Source organism: Bacillus sp. FSL W8-0519, assembly GCF_038005585.1.
In the GTDB taxonomy this organism is placed as follows: Bacteria; Bacillota; Bacilli; order Bacillales; family Bacillaceae_G; genus Bacillus_A; species Bacillus_A paranthracis.
The window spans coordinates 2,759,299-2,785,009 of sequence record NZ_JBBOTL010000001.1; the positions used below are offsets into that span (position 1 = coordinate 2,759,299).

The window sequence follows — 25,711 nt, forward strand, 5'->3', positions numbered from 1 at the left end:
TAATTCATGGATGAAATCGATAAAAAAATAACCCTTTTATTACAAGAGGATGCCAGAATGACAATTACAGAAATGACTGATCACCTGCACCTCAGCCGCCCTAGTGTTACAGAAAGACTAAAAAGATTACAAGATGCAGGAATAATTGAAAAGTATACAGCTCGAATATCACTTGATATAATTGGAAAATCAATTCAAGCATTTTTAAGAATCGAAAACTTAAAGATTCCATGCAAAAAATTTGAGGAGAAAATATACGAAGAACAAAGGATTCTTGAATGCCACCGAGTAACAGGTGAAAGTAGCTATTACTTAAAAGTGGCAGTTCACTCTATGAAGGAATTAGAGGAATTGATTGATATTGTTATACCATTTGGAACAGTTAAAACTTCTATGATTTTATCTTCACCAATACCATATCGACCGGTAATTATAGAATAGCAATAAAAGAGGTTATCCAAAAAGTATAAAATACTCTACTCTTTTGGATAACCCTTTACAATTTATAAGAACTTTTAACTAAACTTCTTTATAAATCCATTTTATTTTCAGCTGATATTTTAAAATACTTCGCAGATAATTTATAAGAGCGATTTTCATTATAAAAGTTACCTAATTCATAGGATAATTCAGCAACTAAACGATGTTGGTTTTTTTCTACTCCCACTTCAATTGCCTTTTGCATATTTTTCTCATATTCATAATAATCCCCACGTATTTTGAATACTTTAGCTTTCAAACCATATAGTTGAACATGTGCAATTGGTACATCATAAATTGATAAAAAATGAAATGCTTCATTCATAACCTTATTAACATTTTCCCAATCTTTAAGTTCTATGTAAACCTCCAACATGTTTCGTAACGCATATACTTTTTGATCTTTCTGTGATAAAAATTCACTTAATTCCAAAGTTTTTTCGTAGTATTTAATGGCATTCGCATAGTCTTTCAAACCTTGATAAATTTTCCCGTAATCATAAGAAATTACAGGTAAATACTTTGACTCACCATTAATAGCCAAACTATTTTCTACTTGCTGTAAAATTTCAAGTGCCTTTTCATATAATTCATCCATAATATACAATATTGCAAGCATTAAAAGTGTATTTACTACGTTCTTCTGCATACCATTTTTTCTGTATATGTTGTAAGCTTTTAAGGCATACAAACGACTAATACTTTTATCTTTATAAAGCTCCTTATATACATGACATAAATTATAGTATATATGACCATGTTGTTCAGTTTCTTCTGCTCCAAGTAAACTCTCAGCCTGTACATATATATCATGAGCAGCACTGTAGTCTTGTTTATTATAAAAATATAAACCTCGAGCTTTTAAATAATAAATATAATCTTCAGGATCTTGCATTTCAACCTGACTTGGTATCATTTGCGAAGCTTGAACTATAAGCGACTTCACATATAACATATTTTTTTGCCGGGCATGATAGTATATAAGTACACCATATACCTTTAGTAATAAAGGTATATGGTGTACTTCACGAACGTATAATTCTAACAAAGATAAGTCAGCTTCTGTAATACTTTTATCTTTTTTATATTTATTACATATATTAAAAATAGTAATCTTTATTTCCTCATAATTTCCATTTATAAGATAATCGCTATCTACATCTAACTTCTTAGAAACTTTTTTTATAAAAGAAGATGACGGTTTTATTTTTCCACTTTCTATTCTACTTAAATATGTTATTGAACATATTCCTGATACGAGCTCCCCCTGTGTTAATCCTTTATGCATTCGAACATAGCGAATACGTTCCCCTATTTCCATCTTTCTACTCTCCCTGCTTAACCATTTCTTACTTTTTACCAAATCAGCCATTATGCATTTCTTAATCTTTCATATTAAGAAAATGTATAATTTCACAAATGTAAAAAAATGTCTCACGCATTTTAATTTTACATTCATACTATGATTATTTCTAGATGGCTTGTTAAATTTTATGGTTAAAATTTGGGTTTTTCGTCCATTTTTTTCATGAGATTTTACTACTTGTTATTAACAAAGACAGAGTCATATACTTGAATTACGATAAACTTAATGAAAAGGATTTAACTACATGTAAACTATTATTATTCATTTAAGATAGTTATAGTTCATTACATTTGTCTAGTAGATAGAAGATATCTATTGTAAACAAAAAAATCAAATAAATTTAATAGATGGATTATTAATATCAAATCCTAGAAATTAGTTTGTCGAATTATTTAATAAATACGAAAGGATGATACACATGTTTGTAAGACTTAAAGATGCATCTTCACGAAAAATAGTAAGATATGTTGGAGGCGCTGCTTTACTTTTAATATTCGCTTCTTTCATTTTTCAGTGGAAAAACGACTTAGTAATTGATCAAACTGAACGATTCGGCTTTGGACTAGCGATTATCACTTTCCTATCTACCTTCTTACCTTTTAAAGAGAAAGTTAATAAATAATTACATATAAAGTGAAACTTTAATCAGTGGGGGTTTTGTTCATCCCCCACCTAACTTCTTTGTTTCCGCTGAATTTTGAGGTGGGGGTCTTACTGCCCGTTAAAGCGGGATAAATTAGATTAAAAAAAGATTGATCAAAAGATCAATCCTTTACTCTACTTCATTTAAGAAAAACAACGTTATAACTCCAGGTCCTGTATGTGCTCCGATTGCTGCACCAATTGTATTTACGATAAATACTTCACAGCCAAATCTTTCTGTAATTAATGCTTTTAACGCTTCAGCTGTTTCTAGATCGTCACCGTGAGTTATACCAATTGTTTGACCTTTAAGTTCTTTTCCACGCTCTTCCATTATATCGACAATTCGGCCAAGTACTTTCTTTTTCCCTCTTACCTTTTCAAGTGGTACAAGTTTTCCTTCTTCCACGTTTAAAATCGGCTTAATGTTTAGTAAACCACCGATAAATCCTGCGACTTTACTTAAACGTCCACCTCTCACTAAGTACTGTAAGTCAGCTACAGTAAAAATATGTTCCATATGGTTCATTAGAAAATCAACACGCTTTAAAATATCTTCTTTTGATGCACCGTCTTTTGCCATTTTAGCAGCTTCTAAAACAACAAGACCTTGACCAAGCGAAGCACATTTCGTATCAATAATTTCTAAATCTAAGTTAGCATATGTTTCTTTTACTTCCTCTTTAATGAGAACTGATGATTGATATGTACCAGACAGTTCAGATGAAAAAGCTAAATATATACAAGGATTACCTTCTTTTGCATAAGAAACAAATTTTTCTTGGAAAGTTTCAAGGGAAGGTAATGACGTTCTATAAACAGCGCCTTCTCTCATATTTTGCAATAATGTAACTGACTCTAATGTTACTCCATCTAAATACTCTGTTTCTGATTCATCATAAACACGGAGTGGAATTAAATCAATATCATATGCTTGCAGCAATTCTACCGGTAAATCCGCCGCACTATCCGTAATGATTTTAACACCCATTTTTAAACCTCTATTCTGTTATAAATATAAAATAATAAAATAAAAATAGTACTTTTAAATTATATACGTAAAACTTAAATGAAGAAAGGAAAACACTTTATATTGTATGCACTATTCTTCAAAACTTGAACTGTTAATACAAATGATTCTATTTTAAACACCTTTTTCTTATTATTTTTCTAAAACACGAATAATTTTATAAGTATTTTGTATCATTATATTTTAATTCTTTATCTTAATATAATCTTTTCAAATTCATACTGTTTAAAATTTAAAAGCCAAATCCAATAAAGGAAATGGCTTTTAAATTTTCATAAAATAACCAAACTTCATTTTCCATCACATTGCTCTCATTATTATTTTAGCGATGTTAAATATTAGTCCAGTTATGAGTAATATTTATAGCCTGTACTATAATTAAAACAGTAAAAGAATCACTAGATAAAAAACAAGTTAAACACTTTATAAAATATTCAATTTAACTAGTAACGCTAATAAAATTTGGAGAAGAATTTGAACATTTACTGCTATGTCTGTATCAGTAGTCGTAACTGTAACATTTCTAGAATTTCTAATAACAGTTTCTTGTTTATTAATTTGTTTAATAGATGATTTTTGAAACAATTCTTGTGCAACACGATCAGCTTTTTCACTATCTGCTATAGAAATACTTATTATAACCACGATAGCTGCTTGTAATGCCGCTTGAATAGATAACGCAGCTTTTGTATCTGTAGTAGTAACTTCTACATCTGCTGAATCGACAATTGTAATTGATTCTTCAGAAATTTGGTAAGTTTTACTTTCTTGCGCAGCTGCTTCTGAAACACTAGCATTTTTAAAAGATGGATGAGGATTTGAGTAATCTAATGCACTCCATTTTTTATTTTCATCTGAATGACATGTTTTGTCCATACGTTCACCCCCTTTCAATCTAAATAATTATTAACTTGTGATTGTATTTCAGAAACAATACTTTTAATTTGCTGCTTTTTTTCTGGCGATAAATTTTTTAGTTTTTCTTCATTTATCCCATGCCTATTAAAAATATCTGAGAGTAAAAGGTCTATAATTATATTCTTTTGATCCTTATCAAACTTAAAGGAAGAAAATTTGTTTAAATCATCCATTTACAATATTCACTCCAATCAATTTTCTATAAAAATTTCAAATAACTAAGAGCATTATATGTAATTTAATAAAAATTGCTTGGACAAGTAACTTAATCTTCTATTTTCCACTTCTTTTTACTAATAACTTCAAAAAGCTGGCTTCTAATAAGAAGTCAGCTTTCTTTCCTTCACTTCACATAAATATAAGTTTCATTTACTGTTAAATAATGTATTTCAACTTTATTTGTAGTTTTCCACACTTGCTTTTTCATTTATCTTGAATATTAATTCAGTCATAATAAGAAGTCCAAGCTTGTACCATATGTTACAACAAAAAACGTTTACTTAGAGTGAAAACTTATAGCTAAATATCAATAGGATAGACACTTTATAAAATGTTTAGTTTAACTAATAAAGCTAATAAAATTTGAAGGAGAATTTGAATATTCACTGCAATATCTGTATCAGTAGTTGTTACGGTTACGTTTCTGGAATTTTTAATAAATGTTTTTTGTCTATTAATTTGTTTAATAGCTGATTTTTGAAATAATTCTTGTGTTATTTTATCTGCCTTTTCACTATCTGCTATAGAAATACTTACTACAACCACAATAGCTGCTTGTAATGCCGCTTGGATAGATAGCGCAGCTTTTGTATCTGTAGTAGTAACTTGTACATCTGCTGAATCAACTATTTCAATATATTCCTCAGAAATTTGATCGATTTTATCTGTTTGTATAGCTTCCTCTAAAAAATTTGTATTTTTACTAAACGAATAATAATTTAATGATTCGCAATCTTCTTTTTTTGACTCGCAATCCTCTTTTTTTGGCTCACAATCCTCTTTTTTTGGTTCACAATCCTCTTTTTTTGGTTCACAATCCTCTTTTTTTGGTTCACAATCCTCTTTTTTTAGCTTAGGAGCTCGTTTTTTCGGCTCACAATCCCGATTTAATGGATCTCGGTTTTTCTTTCTTCTACAAACTTCACATTCACACATAAAATCACCCCTTTTAGTCTTAAAAGTTAGCAATATTAAAATATTGACTAACTATTAGCATTTTATGTATTTTTTAAAGATTTGTTTGGACAAGTAACTTAATCTTTTATTTTACTTCTACTTCTTTTTCTAATAAAAGAAAGCTGCCTTCAAATAAGAAGACAGCTTTCTTTGCGACTACTCTGGAATAGATTTCATACAATATAATTGTTCCTTTCTTATAACCTGAACTCGTCACTTTAGTTATAAAAATGTGAGTATATCCTATAACCTTTTTTAGGGATCATCCATAATTTATTTCATAAAAAGTGCTTTATTTTACTGAAAGGTGGTTGCGGAAACAACCGCCTTTTTATTCGGAACAAAATACAAAATAAAACTTTTATATAAAAGGCCCATAATTAAATACACTTAACTTCATATGATATATTGCATCCTTTCTTTTTAGAATGAGTAGTCGTTACTGAAGGGCACTTTTCGAAGTGCTCTTATTTTTAAATCCCTTTTCTTTTTCAGGAGGTTTTTTTTGCTAAATCCTAATACGATTTTTATCACTCAGGCTGGGGATTATTATATTTCCTTACTAGTTCCAATAATATAGTAGCTACACCAATTAAAATAAGCCTATAAACTCTATACGCTTAAATAATAATGCGTTACCAAACACAAGAACTAGTTTTACACTAAATTCACAAGGTTCTTATCCTCTTTTAGTTGAAATTATCATTTCAATACCAGCAAATCTACAACTTCAACTAATAAATTTTGCAAATGTGCTATATCAAGGTTCTTTTGATATAGCATCTTATGTTTTATATAATAAAGATAGTGCTAGTATTCCGAAGGAGGATGTCTATGAGTATCCAAATGGCTACATCTAATGATTTAGAATGGATTAATAATCAATATGACTCAATAGGATTTGTACGAAGTGATTTAAAAAGAGACAAAGTTGCAATTATTACATACAACAATGAGTATGCAGGTGTTGGACGATTAGTCCAAATAGATGAAGATACTTTAGAAATGGGTGGAATTTATATTCTTCCTCAATTTAGAGGGCTACAATTAGCTGGGGATCTTGTTTCATTTTTAGTAGAAACTGCGAAGAAATTACAAGTTCCAAATGTATATTGTCTTCCTTTTGAGGAATTAAAAAACTTTTATAAGAAATATGGCTATACTGAGGTCGATACTCCGAAAGAAGTTGTTCATCCAATTATTCTAGAAAAATATAATTGGTGTTTGGATCATTATGAAAAGCATGTTTTATTATTTAAGTTGTAAAAGTACCTAAAGTGAGTATATATAAATATTAATTATACTTTTCCGCATAGATAATAACCCTAATTTATTTGGTCAACATCAGCTTCTACAAGATATACTATTACTTCTTACGCTGTCTTTTTTCTTAACCTTACTTTTGTATAAATGATTAGTTTGTTTAAAATTACCTTAAATCGTATTCAAATAAACTAATCGAAAGGACAATTCCTATATAATACAATTAAGTAATTAAAAGGAGCGTTATTTATGATAGATGTAATAAGACTCGTTATCTTTACTGTAGTTGCAATTGGTGCCATTATTAACATATACATAGAATTTAAAAAACCTAAAAAAAGTATATTCTCAATCGTTTTTTTATCAGTACTCTTAATTGGATCCTCAGGATTAATTAAAAATATTTTATCTCAACTTTTATAGAAGATTGATTAAAAATCAACCTCCCGTCAATAATGTAAATAACATGATTGTATCTCTCCATTCCCCCTTTGGAGAGGAGCAGTTAGCTTTGGCTAACTGCTCTTTTATTTGAACTATTATCCACAAAATAAGTATCATACGCCTTATCAAAAACATATCCTAGTTTTTCAGCTAGTTTTGCAGATGTAGTATTCGCTGCATCCCAGTTTGGATATATCCCTTTTTCTAAACAGTCCAAGATGAGTGCTGCACTAACTATAGTCGCCAATCCTTTTCTTCTATAATTGTGATCAGTCGCAACTTCAATTTCAATGCCATTATCATAAATGCTATATGATGATGCACCGCATACAACTTCTCCTTTATACAAAATACAATACCCTATACCTCGGTTTATATAATCTTCTACTGATTGAAATTGACTTGTAAAATCTTTAGAGACTTTATGTAATGTAGGGTTATTTACGATATTTTCATCTATTCTTCTTAACTCGTATCCTTTTGAAAGCGCTGATATAAGAGATTGTAATTTTGAATGATCAAAAACTTCTGCATTACGTTTAAATTTATAGCGTAAAAACTTATCTATTTTTCTTTCGTAAAATGTTTCTAAACGCTTTTTCCATTCTACACTATTTACGATGACTAACATTCTATCAGGAATATTTCGAAGCAATTCTTCTGTTTCTTTCACCTTTGAATCCCCAGCATAAAATGTAAAGATCCCTACCGTAATTTGCGCTACTGTCGGATTTTCAAGATTATTTACCCAAGCGGTACCCATATGTCCTTGTAAATAAGAAAGTAAAACAACGTTATTGAAATCTTCGAACATAGTAACTCATTTTTCTCTTGTATGTATATTCGCTTCATATATCATTTACATTCCTGCTTTCTTTAGAATTAATGTACTTCTACTCTTTTCTACATATAAGCAAACGTCTACTACATTCCATATAATTATAAATTATTCATAAATATAAAATTATTATAACATCTAAAAATAAGTAAATGACTGTCCTGTAAAAAGGTTTACAGATAATATACTTAATAATAATTCGCAATCTATATTATTATGTAAAACCCTTAACATTAGTTTAAGGGTTCATTTAAAAATATATGTTATAACTCCTTCTTATAAACAAATGATTCTGTTCCTCCGTTTTTATATACTTTAGTCACTTTAACAACTGATGTGTACGTATTATCGTCATTCGATATTATCTTTTTCATCTCTTCTATTTCAACATTACCAGCTCCACTCTTAATTTTCAAACAGTTCGAAATATTGAGGTGTCCACTCGATGCGAAAAGAATAATAAACGTAAGATCAGGGAAATTAATGAACAGTATTCCAAACTTTAAAGGATTCGTAGCCGTATCAGATAATACTAGTCGGAAACTTAATAATTCAGGCACTTGAACAAAATCTTTAGAAACAATTGCTTCACCTATTATAGTAATTTGTTTTACTACATTTCCCATCTCATCTATAAACTCAGTACAACTAGGTCCATCAATTGTTTTTGCTTGAAGTGATAAATTCAATTCTGAATTGTGAAAATCAAAAAAGAGTGTGCTTCCCTCTGTTAAACATTGCGGACAAACGTTTCCAAGTAGACTGAAATCCTCTTCAATAAATTTGACTTTCGTTTTACAACTACAAACTTTTCCTATTCGAATTGCATCAATCTTAGAGAAATCTACAAAAATAACCTCATCGTCCTCTTGTACGAAGGATACGACACCATTCTTCTTATTAAATGAAAGAAAATAAGATACAACAATTTCATTTCCGGCAATTACAATACTCTCAACTTTTGTAAAAGGCTCTAGACTTCGCAAAAATTCACAAATACTATTTTGGCAACATCGATCATTTCGTTTCGGCTCACAACCCACTTACACTCCATCCCTTCTCTATATGTTTTATCTCATACACATAATATGAGGGGGATATGAGAAAAGCTTGGACAATATAACTTTAACGTAGGAATATATTTGCCTACTTATCGCATTAAAAATGAGTACTAACACATAATTTTCCCTATAAATACATATAACAATTTCATCTTTCATGAAAAAAACGTTATAATGAAGTGTAGCCTCTACGATTACGTTATAAAGGAGATTAAAACAATGGCTAAAATTAAAGTATACCAAGCAAAAGAAGAAAATATGGAAGCAGTAAAAAACATCATTGATGTTGAAGAACAAAATCCAACTGCTGAAAACTTACAAAATCTATACGCATGTGTATTAGATACTGAAGATATGGCATTGCCTGAATCATACATTGAAGAAGATATCTTAATTGATTCTATTGAAGTTATGGTTAACGCTTCTCAAAGCAAAATAAGAGACTTAGGTGCTTACGATGTAATCGAAGTTCAAAACAAAGGTAAGAAAACACAAATTTTATTATTAGCAGACGAAGAATACGAAATCATCGAAGGCTAATCTAAATCCGTACATACGAAAAAGCTCCTTTCCAATTGGAAGGGAGCTTTTTCATTACGCTTTTGATGTTTCGCTCTTTTTATTCTTTTGTTGTTTTTTAATTACCATGCGCTCATTTCCCATAAAGAAAATAAATATGAATGCTAAACCAGCTGGTACCAATGCCCACATAAATGTTTGGACAATTGAGCTAGAAAGAGCATCAATAATTTTATCTAATATTTGCGGTGGAATTTGAGATCTTGCCGATTCTGATAAAATAGCTCTTGAATCTCCTAAAGCGTTTGTATTCATTCCCCCGTTCATACCTTTAAATGCTTCTTCTAATTGATCTTGGAAACCTGTTCTTTGGATCATTCCGAAGATTGTAATACCAAGCGTCATGCCTAATGAACGAATGAAGTTACTCGTTGAAGTCGCAGACCCTCGCTGTTCCATACCAAAGTTGTGGATAGCCGCCATACTTAGTACAGAGAATGAGAAACCAACTCCAAATCCAATAATAATCATATACACTGTTAATAATACACGACTTGTTTCTGGCGTTAATGTGCTTAATAAAAATAGTCCAATTAGCATAATAATAGCAGAAATAATCATAATGTTTCGGTAGCTAAGCTTCGTCGTTAAAAACCCACCTAATTGCGCTGTTACAACTGATCCTAACATCATCGGTAATAGTAGTAATCCTGAGTTTGTTGCGGTACCTCCGTATACACCTTGAATGAATAACGGAATGTATACAGTTGCTGACATAAACGCAGCACCATAACATAAAGCAATAATGGTACTCATTCCGAATAAGCGCTGCTTAAACATCTCAAATGATATGATTGGCTCTTCTACTTTTCGTTCAATAAAAATAAATGCAATAATTAAAATAGCGAATCCACCAAATAAACTTAAAATAAAGCTAGAATCCCAATCATATTTTTGTCCGCCAAGTTCAAGTGCAAACATTAAAGAAACTACTGCACCAACTAAAGTAATTGCGCCAAACCAATCAATTTTTTGCTTTCTATGAACTCGTGATTCTTTATAAAAGAATGTAATAAAAATAAGTGCTAAAATACCAAGCGGTAAGTTAATGTAAAATACCCAGTGCCAGCTAATATAATCTGTAATATATGCGCCAAGTAACGGCCCGAAAATACTTGACAATCCAAATACCGCTCCGAATAAACCACCCATTTTCCCGCGCTTTTCAGGAGGGAAAATATCAAAAACAATAGTAAATGCAATCGGTACTAATGCCCCGCCGCCAATACCTTGAATGGCACGATAAATACCTAACTGTGTAATGTTTTCAGCAGTACCACAAAGTGCCGAACCAATCATAAAGACGATTAAACCAAAAATAAAGAATCTCTTTCTACCATACATATCTGATAGTTTACCGAATATCGGCATACCTGCCATTTCTGCGACCATATAGGCAGAAACGACCCATACAAAGTTTTCAAGACCTCCTAAGTCACCAACGATCGTTCCCATCGCTGTTACGACAATGGTATTATCCATTGATGCCATTAAAATACCTAGCAATAAGCCCGCCACAATAAAGCCGAGCTTATTATTCTTCTCAACCATAACCTTGCTCTCCCTCATACTACTTATATTTGTTTATGTTCTTTTACGACTGTATTACCCTTTTGATTAAAACTAGTATGATATTCTACAACACTAATTTCACACCCAGGGCCAATTGTAACGTTGTTTCCTCTCACTACGTCAGCAATCGTATGTTCTAAATAAATATCATCTCCTTCAACAATTGAAGTTTGGAGGTTTCCAACATGACTAATAAAAGGAAGAAATCTCGCTTTTTTACGAATCTTAATTTTTTTACCACCAATTTCCCTTACCTTACTTCCTTCATAACGAAGTGAGATTTGAATATTTTCAGCATTAAGTAATCCATCACTTTCAAGACCACCAGTTAATGATAAATTTTCTACTTCAATATTTCCCCTCACATTTAAAGCACCTTTTACATCGACAAAATCACCTGAAAACTTCCCAGCAATATCTATCATACCTCTAACTTTTGTTTTTTCAATATGTGCATCACCATGCATTTTTGTATTACCATATACTTTTACATATTCTGCATCGACATTTCCTTGTACTTCACTATCTCCATACACAACATAATTTTTTACTTTCATATTCCCCCGTACATCACTCGTGCCGTACGTTTTAAATTCATTACAGCTCATATCATTAGAAATCGTTCCTTCACCGCGAATCTTCACTTTATTATAATCTCCGCCTGCTGAATTACCGGAACCATTTACTGTGAGACTATGTGGATGTTCCATATTACTTTCTCCTTCCCATTAAACCTGCTTAATTTCTTTTACATTTGCGCTTTTATCAACAGTAAGAACACCTGTATATTCAATGAGTTCAATCTCACAGTTCGGTCCTACTGTAATATTGTTTCCTCTTACCGTTCTTATGTGAGCATAATCAATATCAATATTGTCACCTTCTAATAGTTCAGCTTCTAATTGCAAGCCAAATACTGTTTTAAATAGCCTACTTAATGTACCTGATCTATGTCTTACTTTAATCGTTTGACCACCAATTTCTTTCGCGCGACATGTACCGTGAATATTAATATTTATTTCATCAGCGCTTAATAATCCGCCAATTGTAAATTGTCCTTCTGAAGAAAAAGTATCCACTTCACAATTACCGTCAATTGTTGCTTGACCATTGACTTTAAATTCTTCACCTGTGACATTTCCGCCTATCGTACCTTTTCCTGCAATTTTCAAACTGTTTGCCTTTACATTTTGCGTAATTGTAGCTTTCCCATCAATTCGCATCGTTTCAGCATGAACTGTGCCATCGACTTTACCAGATCCGCTAATTCGTGCACTGTTACTTTTCAAATCGCCAGTAACTGCTCCGTAACCGTTACATTCAAATTGCTCACATTCGACATTTCCATTCACAGTTCCTTTTCCGTTTAATTGCACTTTATGAAACTCACCGCCATTCGATGAACCGTAACCATTTATAATCAAATTATCTGTACGCATACTTTCTCCTCCATTACAACAATTTAGTTTTTAATGCTTCGGTATATTTCATAATCGCTTCGCGTAAAACGATTTTGGTGCCTTTTTCAAAAATTAAGTCGTCCACGTTTGAAACTAAGAAACATGTAGAAATCCCTAACTTTCGGATAATGATTAAGTCACACGTTTTATGTTTCATTGCTTCATAATTTTCACATAAAACTTGCAAGACCATTTTTCCTTCTTCTAAACTAATCTCTCCCGATTGTAGTAATTCTTCTAACATGTACACATAAAGAATATCTACAAATTGAAACTCCGCTGTTTTATTCGTTTGTTCTATGAAAAATTGTAAAACTGGTTCTGATGCAATCCCTTTACGTAAAATGTCTTCCTTCGTTAAAAGAATTTCCCTCACACTCGGTGAAAACATATTCGCTAGTTCATCAAGTGATAGATCCTCTTTCATCGTTTGGATTTTATCAATTCGCTCTAAAATCTTTTCTTTCGGAAAAAATGTCTCCTGACCCGTGAATGTAGACTTTCGTACAAACCAATCTTCCGGTATTAAATTTTTTCTTTTCCACCTATATAACTGTCCATATGAAATACCAGTAAGTTCTAATAAATCTTTTTTTGAAATTAAATCTGTACTCAACTGTATAACACTCCTTCCTGATAACAATGTAACATAACACTGTTACGCTGTAAATAGACTTTTATCACAAGTAGCGTAACAATGTGTAAAACAATCCTGTTTCACACAAAAAAAATAGGGTTCTCACGCATCTTATAAAATGCGTAAAAACCCTTATATATCAACATGTAAACCATATTTCATAAAAATCAATCCACCCTTGTGAATTAATCATTATATTTTGTACTTTTTCATGAGAAGTTACTTGTTGTTTGTTACGGTATAAAGGAATAACTTGAACTTGACGTAACAATGTCTCCTCAATATCGCGTAACAGTGTAACTCTTTCCTCTACTTGTTCTTGTTTAAAATAAGGGGACAATAATTTATGAAAATCCACGCTGCTTTGCCCATGAATAAAACTGTTTTTTGTAAGAAACATATATAACAAACTATCTTCTATTCGTTCGCTAATTGTTGCGCTATCATGCATCATATCAGCCTTTTGTATCGTACTAATTTCTAAAAGATCTTCTATTTCAAGAAAATTGGTTTCTACACGAATCCCGTACTTCGCACACTCTTTTTGTATCCATTGTGCATCTTCAACGTGATCTCGTCCTGTAAATGTGTATAGTTGTAGCACTTCACTATGATACGTACTCCTTTTAATTAAACTTTGGATATCTTCGTCAATATCTACTATACTTTCATTTGCTAATATTAGTTTCTTTGCCACTTCTCCACGTTCTCCGCCGAGTTCTTGAACGATTTTATCACCATGAATAATTTTGTATAGCGCTTTTCGAAACAGCTCATCTTGCATTGGCCCTTTTTTTACAAGATTACACGTTACATATGTCACATTCGATTCAAGCCGTGAAAGTTCTTTATTAAGATTTTCTTTATCTTTATACTGTGCCTTTACTAATACGTCATATGTATTTACATTTTGCTCTACATTCAATAGTTCAATTCGGTCAAGAAAAGGTCTTTCACGATAATATAAATCATGTACTTCTAATGCAAATAAATGTGTATTCTTCTCTTGTAATATAAAAGGTCCTGTACCTATGAAGTTTCCCGCTTCATCTTCCTTTACGATAGAACATTGTTCTGCACTTAGCATATGTAAAAACATCCTATTTTCCGTATGTAATTGAATTTCAACAACAAATTCATCCACTGCACGGAAACTTTCAACATGTTGTAACATCCATGCATGTGGGTTGTTTTCAGCTTTCATAAATCGTTTTAATGAATGTATGACATGATGTGCAGTAAGTCGTTTCCCATTATGAAGACGAACGCCTTTTCGTAAATAAAAAGTCCATACCTTTTCAGCATCATCATATTCCCATTGAAAAGCAAGCCTTGGTTCTATAGAGTTTGTTTCCTCATTTACATATACAAGTGTATCAAAAATATGTTTAACCATATGACATTCCGATCGCATCGTAGCGTAAACCGGATCTAAAGCGATATCTAGATTCATTTGTACTTGCAAACGAAGGACATCTCTTCTCCCTTCAGATGTCATTTCTATTTTATGACCAAATATTGAATCAATCCATGACTGATATTCACTCTGTACGGATGAAAATAGCGAGCTATAGCGTTCCACAAATTCGATTCCGCTCCTCACATCCCCTTTTTTCGTTATTTCTTTTCCCTTATCTAAAATTAATGACTTCGGATGCTTTCGAAATATTACTTTAGAACGCCTCCCTCTCCCTCGTCCTGGAAACCAAGCAATCCAATTTAACTCATCTAATTTTTTTATAATCAATTTACTATTACGTTCTGTACAAAATAATGTTTCGGATATATTTTGGACTGTTATTTCTAATTGTTCTCCTTCTTTTTTCCCTTTCCCATAGGCAACCCATAGTTCAATGTATTGATCTAAAATAAACATCATATTCCCCCTAAAAGGTGAAAAATACTCCCTATTCTTTTTACCCTTTTTCCATTTCTCCTTTCATCTTATCATTTCAATATAGAAAGGAGGAAATAATATTGAATCATCTCTTATTACGTTACAATAAACCAATCATCATTAGACTGTGCGGTGAATTATTAACTCGAACAACAGAATCCATGTTAGCTATCATTATGATTATTTACGTTAATAAGATGCTAAACGGCAATATTATGATGACTATGCTTATTTTCGGGTTACAACCGCTTTCGGACATTATATTTACACTTATTGCTGGAAGAGTGACTGATAAATATGGGCGAAAGAAAATTATGTTACTCGGCTTACTGCTGCAAGGCGTTGCAATCGGCAGCTTCATCTTTGCTCAATCCGTTTTTATATTTGCTTTGTTATATGTCATAAATGGGGTTGGCCGTTCCTTATATATTCCTGCTCAACGTGCACAAATAGCTGATTTAACAAAACAAAATCAGCAAGCAGAAATCTTCTCTCTTCTGCAAACGATGGGAGCAATAGGTACCCTAATCGGCCCTTTAATTGGTACTATTTTTTATAAGACTCACCCTGAATATGTATTTACAGTACAAAGCATTGCACTTATAGTATATGCAGTCGTTGTTTGGACGCAGCTTCCAGAAACCGCTCCGGCAATGACAACACCAACGCAAAAATTTGAAGTAACATCTCCAAAACAATTTGTACACAAACATTACGCAGTATTTGGACTTATGATTTCTACACTTCCTATTAGCTTTTTTTATGCACAAACTGAGACGAATTATCTTATTTTCGCGAAACATAATTTTCCGGATTTCGAACTCACACTCGTTTTTATTTCAACATGCAAAGCTATTATGGAAATCTTTCTGCAAGTTTTCCTCGTGAAATGGTCTGAAAGATTTTCTATGGCGAAAATTATTCTTATTTCTTACACATGCTATACAATAGCTGCAATTGGCTACGGGCTTTCAGCAACAATCGCGTCACTATTTTTTACATTACTCTTTTTAGTCATTGGTGGAAGCATCGCTTTAAACCATTTACTTCGATTTGTTTCAGAAATCGCCCCTACAGATAAACGTGGATTGTATTTTTCAATTTACGGGTTACATTGGGATATATCCCGAACGTGCGGTCCTGTACTTGGTGCCGTTTTATTAAGTAAACTAAACGGTAGCATGCTATTTTATATTTGTGCTTGTTTCTTAATAATTGGGGGCATTATTCAAGCTCTTTTTGTTCAAAATTTAGAGCGTAATAAAATAAAAAAAGACATTTCGGAGCATACTCCCCATGTTTTATAGGCTGCATTCCCCACCCTTTTAACAGTAAAAAGAAGGATGTCACAAAAGTCTCGATGACCTTTGTGACATCCTTTCTTTATTACCCTGCCATTTTATTAATACTATCCTCAGGCGAAAATACCGAAATATGATTTACCTTACCAGTCGATTTTGGAATAATGAATTTTAACTCAAACTGATTGTTTACTTTATATACATATATTTTATCTTCCCCATTTACTTTAACTGCAGCTGGTTTTCCTAAAGCTTTCTCTATTTCTTGAAATGTAATTGATTTTAGTTCTGCATGATAGGAGCGTACATCAAAAACTTGTGATCCTTTATTAAAACCGAAGGAAACATTTTTATTTGTAAAGGTAGCGTACATTCCGTTTCCTGCTTGTTCTGTTTTATCTGCTTTCCCCCACGCTTTTTCTATTTCTTCAATATCTCCTGTATGAGCTGCGAACGGAACATTAGGTACTTTTCCTTCTTTCGCTAGTTCAAACAAGTTTTTAACGTGGTTAATTGATTTTTGGTTTATAACTGTATCCTTCGAATTTGAATCGGTATTTGATTTAACCTCAGGCTCTTTCTTTTCTTCAGAAGTATTATTCTGTTCATTTTTACTATTTTCCGTTGTTGGATCTGTTTCCTTTTTTTCGTCCGTTCCTTTACATGCTACTAATGCAAAAATACATGTAAAAGCGAGAAATAACATACCTATCTTTACATACACTCTCATACATTTCAGCCCCCTATCATAATCTGATTCATTTCGATAACCAATCCATTACACCTCTTTTCAAATTGTGTTTGTTCCAAAAAGTAAATACTTCACTCTCGCCCAATGCTTGTGCAACATATTCTACAAAAGCTGTTCCTAAAAAATAACCGAGTCGGTTGTATCCAAAATATTGTCCGCCAGATAACCGAAACCACTCTTTCTCTTTTTCAAACGTCCATCCTTCTATATAATCTTTCAAAAAACGTTTCTTTATTTGTTCTTCATTTTCTATATAATATTGTAACCAACGTTCACCATCATCGTCATATGAGTAATACACGGATTCATTTAAACCTTTCACAATTTGCTTTGATACGTATGTTGCAACACCTTCACGATACAAATTAACTGCCGCATCGGTCCACTCAGCTTTCTCCCAATCCATTCCATTATTTTGTAACATAACATTATGATATATATGCCCTATTTCGTGAGCGACAATAACACGAAGGTGATTTAAATTTGGAGATAATTTTTCTGCGGCAAAAAACATATCTCCAATAATCTCTCTTTCTACAAATGCATTTGATCCAAATCCTCCAACAAATAAATGAAATTTCATTTTTACATCAAAGTTAAATTTATTATGATATGCATTTGTTACCTCTTGGATAATGATTGGTAATGTTTTAGTAATGATACGAATGTCTTCTATTTTTGCGGGATATTGTTTTATGGCATTAGAAAGACGTTCATTCGTATTAGGACAATGATACTTAAAGTATTCTTCAAATATCTCTGGATGCGAAGTGAAGTATTGATTGAGGGCTGCTAATTCTACGTCGGTGCTTTCCCATAATTTTAAAAAACTTGGAATTGTATTGTTTATCATTTTTCCATCTCCTTATATATCCCTTCTCGCCATTTACACTGCACTCCTTCCTTAAATAGAAAAAAGCTGCCCAAAAAGGACAGCTTTACATATGTATTTTTACACTTCGATTGACTTACCATCTTCAACAATATGGTAAAGTAAGTGAGCTAAATGATGAATTGGACCATATTCTTCCTCTTCCTCATCCGTTTCGCCTTGGAATTCAAGATCATTTAAGTATAGTGCTAAAAATTGATAGTATAATTTTAAGTCAAATCCGTAACACGCAGTTGGCTCTTCATGATCTCCTTCATATTGTAGCATTAAGTATTGATCATTTCCTTCTGCATCTTCTGCGTCAAAGAATACGAAGAATCCAACGTTTGTATCTAAATCAAATAGATGACGAGTACCTTTTTCTGTCGCTTTATTGAAGTCCTCTTCACTTAATTTATGTACTGTTGTCGCTTTAGCATTATCTTCTTGATGAAAATTGACTGTAAATGTTTTCAATGCTGACACCTCCTGATTGTATAATACTAGCATAACATATAAAAAGGACTGCTTACAAATGTAAACAGTCCTTACATTCATTTTCGCATTGCTCGCAATAAGAAACTTACGATGAAGATTAAAATAATCGCACCAATTAAAGCTGGAATAATTGCATATCCGCCGATTACTGGGCCGAAACTACCAAGTAATTTCCCACCAATCCAAGAACCAATAATACCAGCAATAATATTACCAATTACACCGCCTGGTACATCCCTACCAGTAATTAAGCTAGCAAGCCACCCTAATATACCACCAACGATTAAAGACCAAATCATATGATAACCTCCTTTATATTTCACCAATCAAAATATAATTAGAAACAATTGCTTACCATTAGTTATGTTACATTTTTCATAAGTTATTCATGGAGCATAACTGTATTTTTTTGTAAAAATAATACATGTTAATTAACTTTTTAGACTAACGATTTATGCAGCTTGAGATATTACACTTATTATGGACAATCGGGCTTCAATATTGTCCGCATAAACTCTTCTTTAAATGCAGGATAATTAAAACCAACCGCAATTCTTTGTATCGGCCGATCATCAAACCTCGTCGGCTCAGCTATTTTTCTAAAGTCAGCCACACTTTGTCCTCTTGTTACGTCATTTGTCGTACTAATCCAAACTGCAGATTTTTTATATTCAAAAATATCATCATTTATAAATGAAATGAACGGAAGCAAATCGTGAATCGGACTTCCAGCAATACCCGGGTATTCTTTTTTATAAAAGTTCTCATAATAAAAATCAATCATTGGTTTAATAAGCTTTGCCTGCCCTGTTCCTTCTTTATTAATAATATCCACCATTTCAGGCGTAATTAGGGCCTGTTGCGTTACATTTAATGGATAAATAGTCGCATTCTTTGCGTACTTCATTACAATATTTGCAGCAATTGGATCTCCATAAAAATTTGCCTCCGATACAGGAGTAACGTTACCAGGAAATAAAAACGCACCGCCCATAATATAATACGAACATATTTTATCCATTACATTTGGATATAATAAAAATAATGTTGCCAACGTTGTTAATCGTCCTGTCGCTACGATAATAATATCTTCTGGACAAGGCTCAATTAATTTAATTAATTCACAAAAATTTTCTCGTTTACAAATCCTCATTTCAGGTGGAATAATGGGACCTAGGCCGTGCTCTCCATGAATTTCAGGAAAAAACAAAGGTTCTTCAGCTGTCATCGGTCTTGCTGCACCCTCAATGATTTTTACTTCTGTAGCATAGTATCTTTCTAAAAAATACACATTTTCTGTTACGATTTCTCGCGATACATTCCCATATTCAGCAACAATACCTAAAATATCTAATTTACATGTTTTATTTGCATAAATTAACGCCACAGCATCATCAATACCAAAGTCTCCAAAAAAGATGATTTTCTTATTAACTATACTCACCCCTCTTCAGCATTATCTACTATTATTAGTATGTAAAAAAGACAAGGCTGTGAAACGGTGCAAACTAAAAAAGCCACCTATTTATTGGCGACTTCAATCTTTTTATAAGATAAATATGCTAGCACATTTTTACTTGAATCATACTTTGGATTATTTCCTTTTCTTGGTTCTCTCGTATGTGTTTTTTCAAATCCAGGAATATCCGGCATTTTCTCCATAAATTCAAGCATTTCTTCTTCAGTTCCTTCAATACGTACGCGAATCATTATTACATTTCCTCAATTCTCATTTTCTCTGTTACTAAGTATAACGTACTTTGGAAAGACTGCAAGAAATTTATCTTTTTAATGTTAAACTTTTTCTACATACAAACAATGCCATTTCAGTATAAAACGATATAATTTTATTATTTTCATATTGAATGTTAAAGAATTCTTGCATTTCAACTGATGTTTTCATCATACATTCTGTTAACTTCACCCGCTTCTGCAAAGGTACATTCATCATATCGCACCACCAGTCAAAATCAAATTTCTTGTCAAAAGTAAGACATGACTGCATTTGCAAACCATTTTTCTCTAATAAGGTAATCCATTCTGTTTTTTTCAAAGCCCGTTCATGACTCGGATCCCGCTTTTTTTCTATAAAATTATAAAATGTATCGTATTCATTATTTTCCGGTGAAACATTATCTATTAAAATAAACAATCCATTATCTTCTAACGTACGATTTACTTCATAAATAAACTGAGCTGGATTCGTAAAGTGATGTGCTGCAATTCGGCACGTAATTGTATCAAAAGAACTATCAGAAAACGGTAAACTCTCAGCGTTTCCAGCAACAAAAGACACATTTTCATGGCCGTTACTTATAATAAATTTTTTTGCATTCTCTAACATTTTTTCTGTTAAGTCTAAAGCAACTACTTCGTTAAACAATGGCGCTAATACATTTGCAACATGTCCTCCGCCAGTAGCAATATCAAGAAGACGATTATTATGACGAGACTCAACTTGTTGAACTACATATTGTAAATCCGGTCCTTTAGCATGAATTTTACTTTTTACATACTTCTCCGCATTATTACCAAACTGTTGTTTCACAAGCTCTTCTTTACTCATTTTATCATCTTCTTTCTATTGTTATTTACATATAGAATTCATATAATAATTAAAGTTCTCTTTATGTATTTTCAAATCCTCTTTTCAGCTCACTTCTTATCATGCTGTCCTATCATCAACATAAAATCGATTTTCCGTTTACATATAAAACAAAAAAGGCTACGGGAACTTGTCCCCTAACCTGACCAAATATCAATTACATTTTTACTTTTTCATATACATCTATATAATATAAATCCTCTTTCAACTTCATAATAACGTCTACTTCGTTATAAGTAGCCTCACGAGCATGTAAACCAAATTGATCCATACCAATCCATATCCATCCAGGTGTATGATAGAGAACATCTATGTTAAAATACTCTAATTTAGTAAGCTCCGATTTAATAAATTTATCTTTATTAGCAATTTGTTTATCTATTAAACCATATTCTTTTCCATTTTCCAATAGCGATATAATTTTTCCTACAATCGGGTGTTCACGAACAATAAAGTGATATTCCTTTTCCTCCACATTCGCCACAATTAAACGAAAATCAGATAAATCAGCCTCTAAATTCGACATCTTTATTTATTCACCTCCTTTATGAGTTTCATAAACATAATAACAAATGAATATTCAAATAATATTAATATAATGTAAAAAATAAAAAAGCTGACTTCCCTTTAGAAATCAGCCTTTATAGTTTAATCATCTGTATACTTTTACAAACTATTATAATGTTTCTTTTTCCTCATCCTTTCCAGAAACTAAATTCCCAATAGCATCTGCTGTTACTTCCACCACAAATTCACAAATTCCTGCTACAACTTCTCCAATCACTTCATCCATCATTTTTACCCCCTTATTTTATGTAACTTATTTGTAGTATAGAAGAGATTGGTTATTTTTAACTATCGGAAAACGTGACAACAACATTACAGTTTTGTAAGCTTTTTAATTTGTTTCGCTTCTATACTTTGAAACTTCAAGTATGATTCACAAGCATATAGGTCATCATAATATTAAGTGAATACTAATTTTGCTAGAGGAGGCGTGTAAAATTTACTACGTAAAATTAATTAAAGGTCAATCCTTCTATGCTTTTAATCATCGTTTCTTAATGTCTGAAGAAGAAGAGGTTTCCGAGAAAGTTTATAATTACTTACGTCGTAATGAATTTTTCGAAGTACGCAAAGAAGAATTTTCGGCCTAAGTACAAAAGCACCAAGAAAACCATCACTGTATTGTGATATTTTCTTGATGCTTTTTTGTGAATTACTCCTTTTCAACAATTAATGTCGACTCTATTATTTGTCCAAGCTATTTCATTGCTATTTTCATATTTTAGTATAAGAGGAGGTGACGAATATGACTCATATCATTGATTACCAAGCTACTCAACCTATAAGTAAAACGGGTGAAACCACTTTTGCAATTCCAGCTTCTCCAAATAAAGCAATTCTAGCAAATTTGAAAGTAAGAATTTCAAGTAGAAATTCACGTAATAATCGTGTAGAGTTAATCGCTACAATTGGTATAGAAGGTATATCTGGGACTTCACAAGTTTTATTCCGAATTTTCCGTGATAACTTTGAAATTTTCAATGCACAAGCAGGTATTGAATCTACAGATTCTGAGCAATTCTACACTCAAACATTTCAAGCTATAGATCAAAATGTTAGCAGTGGAACACACCAATATTCATTAACTGTAGAAAACCTTACTAGTGGTGCAAGCGCAGAAGTTGTTGGTCCTCTATCTTTTAGCGCTTTAGCTATTGGACAAGAGCGTAAATGCTGCTAAGTGAATCTAATGTTTAATTTTGCAATTGAGAAAAGCGAGACATAGTTATATGTTCTTGCTTTTTTATTTTTTTAATATTTATCCCTACTATTCATTATGTTTTAATCATTTAGTATTTACATTTTGATTTGCTTATTTTATCAATTAACGAATCGATTTTTTGACAAATCAAAAAAATTGAAATCCACTCATGAAACACGTAATATAGACTCTGACTCTAAAAAAGTTCGTTAAAAATAATACATAAAATAAGGAGGTTTTATATACGAGTTTTTCATTTTAAAAGACGGAGAGGTTTTATATTATGTGGCGTAACAAAAATGTTTGGATTGTTTTAATTGGGGAGTTTATTGCTGGTTTAGGGTTATGGCTTGGAATTCTTGGCAACCTGGAATTTATGCAAAAATATGTCCCTTCTGATTTCATGAAATCAGTTATATTGTTTATCGGGCTATTAGCAGGTGTTCTAGTGGGACCTATGGCTGGTCGTATCATCGATCAATATGAAAAGAAAAAAGTCCTTCTTTATGCTGGTTTTGGTCGTGTTATTAGTGTTATTTTTATGTTTTTCGCTATCCAATTTGAAAGTATCGCCTTTATGATTGCATTTATGGTTGCGCTTCAAATTTCAGCAGCATTTTATTTCCCTGCATTACAATCTGTAATTCCACTCATCGTACGTGAGCATGAGTTATTACAAATGAACGGTGTACATATGAATGTAGGTACAATCGCTCGTATTGCAGGTACTTCACTAGGTGGAATTCTTTTAGTTGTAATGAGTTTACAATATATGTACGCCTTCTCAATGGCAGCATATGCTTTATTATTCCTCTCAACTTTCTTCCTACAATTCGAAGATAAGAAATCAACAACACCTAGTAAGCAAGCGGCAAAAGATAATAGCTTTATGGAAGTATTTCGTATTTTAAGAGGAATTCCGATTGCTTTCACAGCACTTATATTAAGTATTATCCCTCTATTATTTATAGCTGGATTTAATTTAATGGTAATTAATATTAGCGAAATGCAACATGATCCAACGATTAAAGGCTTTATATATACGATTGAAGGTATCGCATTTATGTTAGGTGCCTTCGTTATTAAACGTTTATCTGATCATTTCAAACCTGAAAAGTTACTATATTTCTTCGCTGTTTGTACCGCTTTTGCACATCTATCATTGTTCTTTAGCGATATAAAATGGATGTCTCTTACATCATTTGGGTTGTTTGGTTTTAGTGTTGGTTGTTTCTTCCCTATTATGTCAACAATTTTCCAAACGAAAGTGGAAAAGAACTATCACGGCCGACTCTTCTCATTCCGTAATATGTTTGAGAGAGTGATGTTCCAAATTGTCTTACTTGGCACAGGCTTCTTCTTAGATACGATTGGATTGCAATATATGGTTCTTATTTTCGGTGTTATTTCATTATTCATTATCTTCATATCGCTTTCTAAACAGAAACAGTATGAAAAACAACCATCGCAATCTGCGAATTTATAACATAAACAAAGACGCATGGGTCCTATTAGATTAATCCATGCGTCTTTGTTATATGAAAACTTATTTATTACGCTTATTGTAATTATTTAAAGGAGTACCCCTTTTCTCTTTCGAATACAGTATACTAACATGATATATATAGGGGGTGCGCAATTGTCTGATGGCATGCGGTTATTTAGTATATTTATTTTTGTATTAGCTCTGCTTAGCATCATAAACTTTTTAGCTATTTCCTTATCTGGACATAACTTTAAAAAAAGAATTATCGCCGGTTTCATATTTTTACTGATAACTCCTATTGTTTTTTTGGCTACCGTAGCATTCGCTTCTATATTTGATAAAGCTGGATTTGTCGCAGGTACATTAGCCTTTATTGTTGCAATTGTATATATTTTAAATGGAATTGTGATCCTACTTTCCTCTTTATTCTTCCTCAAAAGAAACATCACATAAACTATTGTACTCGGCATGAATCTGACTTTACACTAGATTCATGCTTTTTCAATCCCCCCTAAATTTTTATATGAAATTAAATAATTCTTTATAAAAATTTAAACTTTATTTATTACAATGTTCGTATCGTATTCGCACGTTTATTGAAAATGCAAAGAAAGGAGTACAAAATGAAAAAGATTCTATTAATTATTCCAATATTCATCGTTTTACTTAGCGGATGTAGCAATAATGATATTTACGGTTCTTGGGAAGTCGTTGACAATAAAAACGGTCTTTGTCCTATATCGTATAAATTTGAAACAGTTGTAAAAGAAGAAAAGAAAGAAAAAATCATTCAATATTTAGTAGAGATGCAAACAACGAAGAAAAAAGAAGATTTATACAAAGGCTCATTTGTTAAGGATTCTAATGTATATCACATTGATTATGGTAACTCATTTACATCAGATCAAACTTTAAAAGTTGTCGATGGCAAATTAAACGTATACTTTTATGCAGTGGAAAAATTATGTACATATAAAAAGAAATAATTACACTTCATATCAAACGCAGAAAATGTTTTCTGCGTTATTTTGTATTCCATCTCTTTATCCTCCCTCTAAATTTGTCAAT

The 25,711-nt window shown here is 31.9% G+C and carries 30 protein-coding genes; 10 read left to right on the forward strand and 20 right to left on the reverse strand.

Features of this window, described 5'->3' with window-relative positions:
• Nucleotides 1-6 precede the first annotated feature (6 nt).
• A complete protein-coding gene (locus tag NST14_RS14505) occupies nucleotides 7-441 on the forward strand; it encodes an Lrp/AsnC family transcriptional regulator (RefSeq protein WP_000343324.1) in 435 nt (144 codons plus the stop codon).
• An 88-nt stretch (nucleotides 442-529) separates the two neighbouring features.
• Here NST14_RS14505 and NST14_RS14510 read toward each other — a convergent pair whose 3' ends face one another.
• Nucleotides 530-1,801 (reverse strand): helix-turn-helix domain-containing protein, encoded by a 1,272-nt coding sequence (locus NST14_RS14510; RefSeq protein ID WP_000402339.1) that lies wholly within the window; start codon nucleotides 1,799-1,801, stop codon nucleotides 530-532.
• A gap of 463 nt (nucleotides 1,802-2,264) precedes the next feature.
• Between NST14_RS14510 and NST14_RS14515 the strand changes: the two genes are divergently transcribed.
• On the forward strand, nucleotides 2,265-2,468 hold the full coding sequence (locus tag NST14_RS14515; protein ID WP_000498065.1) for a hypothetical protein: 204 nt from the start codon (nucleotides 2,265-2,267) through the stop codon (nucleotides 2,466-2,468).
• A 150-nt stretch (nucleotides 2,469-2,618) separates the two neighbouring features.
• Here NST14_RS14515 and NST14_RS14520 read toward each other — a convergent pair whose 3' ends face one another.
• The 4 genes from NST14_RS14520 to NST14_RS14535 all read right to left on the reverse strand — a co-directional run bounded on the left by NST14_RS14520 (nucleotide 2,619) and on the right by NST14_RS14535 (nucleotide 5,591).
• Nucleotides 2,619-3,479, reverse strand: coding sequence for a DegV family protein (locus NST14_RS14520; RefSeq protein WP_000538297.1), 861 nt, complete (start codon nucleotides 3,477-3,479; stop codon nucleotides 2,619-2,621).
• A gap of 462 nt (nucleotides 3,480-3,941) precedes the next feature.
• A complete protein-coding gene (locus NST14_RS14525) occupies nucleotides 3,942-4,394 on the reverse strand; it encodes a spore coat protein (RefSeq protein ID WP_000361679.1) in 453 nt (150 codons plus the stop codon).
• Between the two features lie 14 nt (nucleotides 4,395-4,408).
• Nucleotides 4,409-4,609, reverse strand: a complete 201-nt coding sequence (locus NST14_RS14530) for a spore coat protein W (RefSeq protein WP_000342253.1) — start codon at nucleotides 4,607-4,609, stop codon at nucleotides 4,409-4,411.
• Nucleotides 4,610-4,979: 370 nt separating this feature from the next.
• Nucleotides 4,980-5,591, reverse strand: coding sequence for a spore coat protein (locus NST14_RS14535; RefSeq protein ID WP_025991985.1), 612 nt, complete (start codon nucleotides 5,589-5,591; stop codon nucleotides 4,980-4,982).
• A gap of 855 nt (nucleotides 5,592-6,446) precedes the next feature.
• Between NST14_RS14535 and NST14_RS14540 the strand changes: the two genes are divergently transcribed.
• Nucleotides 6,447-6,878, forward strand: a complete 432-nt coding sequence (locus tag NST14_RS14540) for a GNAT family N-acetyltransferase (protein WP_000027225.1) — start codon at nucleotides 6,447-6,449, stop codon at nucleotides 6,876-6,878.
• A gap of 502 nt (nucleotides 6,879-7,380) precedes the next feature.
• Here NST14_RS14540 and NST14_RS14545 read toward each other — a convergent pair.
• Nucleotides 7,381-8,133, reverse strand: coding sequence for a GNAT family N-acetyltransferase (locus tag NST14_RS14545; protein WP_073541758.1), 753 nt, complete (start codon nucleotides 8,131-8,133; stop codon nucleotides 7,381-7,383).
• A gap of 287 nt (nucleotides 8,134-8,420) precedes the next feature.
• Entirely contained in the window at nucleotides 8,421-9,200 is a 780-nt protein-coding gene (locus NST14_RS14550; RefSeq protein ID WP_073535811.1) for a BC_2878 family exosporium-associated protein, read from the reverse strand.
• A 237-nt stretch (nucleotides 9,201-9,437) separates the two neighbouring features.
• Between NST14_RS14550 and NST14_RS14555 the strand changes: the two genes are divergently transcribed.
• Nucleotides 9,438-9,758 (forward strand): hypothetical protein, encoded by a 321-nt coding sequence (locus NST14_RS14555; protein WP_001062732.1) that lies wholly within the window; start codon nucleotides 9,438-9,440, stop codon nucleotides 9,756-9,758.
• 54 nt (nucleotides 9,759-9,812) lie between these two features.
• Here the strand turns inward: NST14_RS14555 and NST14_RS14560 are convergent, their stop codons facing one another.
• The 5 genes from NST14_RS14560 to NST14_RS14580 form a co-directional block, all read right to left on the reverse strand.
• Nucleotides 9,813-11,348: an MDR family MFS transporter gene (locus NST14_RS14560; RefSeq protein WP_073535812.1), complete on the reverse strand. Its 1,536-nt coding sequence runs from the start codon at nucleotides 11,346-11,348 to the stop codon at nucleotides 9,813-9,815.
• Between the two features lie 23 nt (nucleotides 11,349-11,371).
• A complete protein-coding gene (locus tag NST14_RS14565) occupies nucleotides 11,372-12,079 on the reverse strand; it encodes a cytoplasmic protein (protein WP_229142771.1) in 708 nt (235 codons plus the stop codon).
• A gap of 18 nt (nucleotides 12,080-12,097) precedes the next feature.
• Complete coding sequence (locus NST14_RS14570) at nucleotides 12,098-12,808, reverse strand: bactofilin family protein (protein ID WP_001258377.1); 711 nt, start codon at nucleotides 12,806-12,808, stop codon at nucleotides 12,098-12,100.
• A 13-nt stretch (nucleotides 12,809-12,821) separates the two neighbouring features.
• Nucleotides 12,822-13,445 carry a YhbD family protein gene (locus tag NST14_RS14575; protein ID WP_000102247.1) on the reverse strand — a complete coding sequence of 208 codons (624 nt, stop codon included), beginning with the start codon at nucleotides 13,443-13,445 and terminating at the stop codon, nucleotides 12,822-12,824.
• Between the two features lie 160 nt (nucleotides 13,446-13,605).
• Entirely contained in the window at nucleotides 13,606-15,342 is a 1,737-nt protein-coding gene (locus NST14_RS14580; protein ID WP_000470221.1) for an ABC transporter substrate-binding protein, read from the reverse strand.
• A gap of 101 nt (nucleotides 15,343-15,443) precedes the next feature.
• On the opposite strand from NST14_RS14580, the gene NST14_RS14585 reads away from it, so the two are divergent.
• Complete coding sequence (locus NST14_RS14585; protein ID WP_001016135.1) at nucleotides 15,444-16,670, forward strand: MDR family MFS transporter; 1,227 nt, start codon at nucleotides 15,444-15,446, stop codon at nucleotides 16,668-16,670.
• A 79-nt stretch (nucleotides 16,671-16,749) separates the two neighbouring features.
• On the opposite strand, the gene NST14_RS14590 is transcribed toward NST14_RS14585, so the two are convergent.
• The 8 genes from NST14_RS14590 to NST14_RS14625 all read right to left on the reverse strand — a co-directional run bounded on the left by NST14_RS14590 (nucleotide 16,750) and on the right by NST14_RS14625 (nucleotide 21,915).
• Nucleotides 16,750-17,394 carry a YjgB family protein gene (locus NST14_RS14590; protein WP_001267135.1) on the reverse strand — a complete coding sequence of 215 codons (645 nt, stop codon included), beginning with the start codon at nucleotides 17,392-17,394 and terminating at the stop codon, nucleotides 16,750-16,752.
• 28 nt (nucleotides 17,395-17,422) lie between these two features.
• On the reverse strand, nucleotides 17,423-18,268 hold the full coding sequence (locus NST14_RS14595; protein ID WP_061184503.1) for an aminopeptidase: 846 nt from the start codon (nucleotides 18,266-18,268) through the stop codon (nucleotides 17,423-17,425).
• A 99-nt stretch (nucleotides 18,269-18,367) separates the two neighbouring features.
• Entirely contained in the window at nucleotides 18,368-18,763 is a 396-nt protein-coding gene (locus NST14_RS14600) for a hypothetical protein (RefSeq protein WP_000847587.1), read from the reverse strand.
• A gap of 77 nt (nucleotides 18,764-18,840) precedes the next feature.
• Entirely contained in the window at nucleotides 18,841-19,083 is a 243-nt protein-coding gene (locus tag NST14_RS14605; protein ID WP_000638307.1) for a GlsB/YeaQ/YmgE family stress response membrane protein, read from the reverse strand.
• 179 nt (nucleotides 19,084-19,262) lie between these two features.
• On the reverse strand, nucleotides 19,263-20,228 hold the full coding sequence (locus NST14_RS14610; RefSeq protein WP_000029504.1) for a nucleoside hydrolase: 966 nt from the start codon (nucleotides 20,226-20,228) through the stop codon (nucleotides 19,263-19,265).
• 77 nt (nucleotides 20,229-20,305) lie between these two features.
• Entirely contained in the window at nucleotides 20,306-20,494 is a 189-nt protein-coding gene (locus NST14_RS14615; protein ID WP_000621882.1) for a YvzF family protein, read from the reverse strand.
• Between the two features lie 70 nt (nucleotides 20,495-20,564).
• Entirely contained in the window at nucleotides 20,565-21,350 is a 786-nt protein-coding gene (locus tag NST14_RS14620; protein WP_000031333.1) for a class I SAM-dependent methyltransferase, read from the reverse strand.
• A 196-nt stretch (nucleotides 21,351-21,546) separates the two neighbouring features.
• Nucleotides 21,547-21,915, reverse strand: a complete 369-nt coding sequence (locus NST14_RS14625; RefSeq protein WP_000067092.1) for a hypothetical protein — start codon at nucleotides 21,913-21,915, stop codon at nucleotides 21,547-21,549.
• A gap of 478 nt (nucleotides 21,916-22,393) precedes the next feature.
• Here NST14_RS14625 and NST14_RS14630 point away from each other — a divergent pair, with 478 nt between their 5' ends.
• From NST14_RS14630 to NST14_RS14650, 5 genes are all read left to right on the forward strand, one after another.
• Nucleotides 22,394-22,546, forward strand: a complete 153-nt coding sequence (locus tag NST14_RS14630; RefSeq protein ID WP_071729165.1) for a YqbF domain-containing protein — start codon at nucleotides 22,394-22,396, stop codon at nucleotides 22,544-22,546.
• A gap of 155 nt (nucleotides 22,547-22,701) precedes the next feature.
• Nucleotides 22,702-23,136 carry an exosporium protein ExsC gene (gene exsC / locus NST14_RS14635; RefSeq protein ID WP_000148803.1) on the forward strand — a complete coding sequence of 145 codons (435 nt, stop codon included), beginning with the start codon at nucleotides 22,702-22,704 and terminating at the stop codon, nucleotides 23,134-23,136.
• Between the two features lie 304 nt (nucleotides 23,137-23,440).
• Nucleotides 23,441-24,643 carry an MFS transporter gene (locus NST14_RS14640; protein ID WP_000269249.1) on the forward strand — a complete coding sequence of 401 codons (1,203 nt, stop codon included), beginning with the start codon at nucleotides 23,441-23,443 and terminating at the stop codon, nucleotides 24,641-24,643.
• A gap of 153 nt (nucleotides 24,644-24,796) precedes the next feature.
• The gene (locus NST14_RS14645) at nucleotides 24,797-25,096 is read left to right on the forward strand and encodes a hypothetical protein (RefSeq protein ID WP_033687998.1); all 300 of its coding nucleotides are present in this window, start codon (nucleotides 24,797-24,799) and stop codon (nucleotides 25,094-25,096) included.
• Nucleotides 25,097-25,266: 170 nt separating this feature from the next.
• Entirely contained in the window at nucleotides 25,267-25,629 is a 363-nt protein-coding gene (locus tag NST14_RS14650; protein ID WP_000722267.1) for a hypothetical protein, read from the forward strand.
• Nucleotides 25,630-25,711 lie beyond the last annotated feature (82 nt).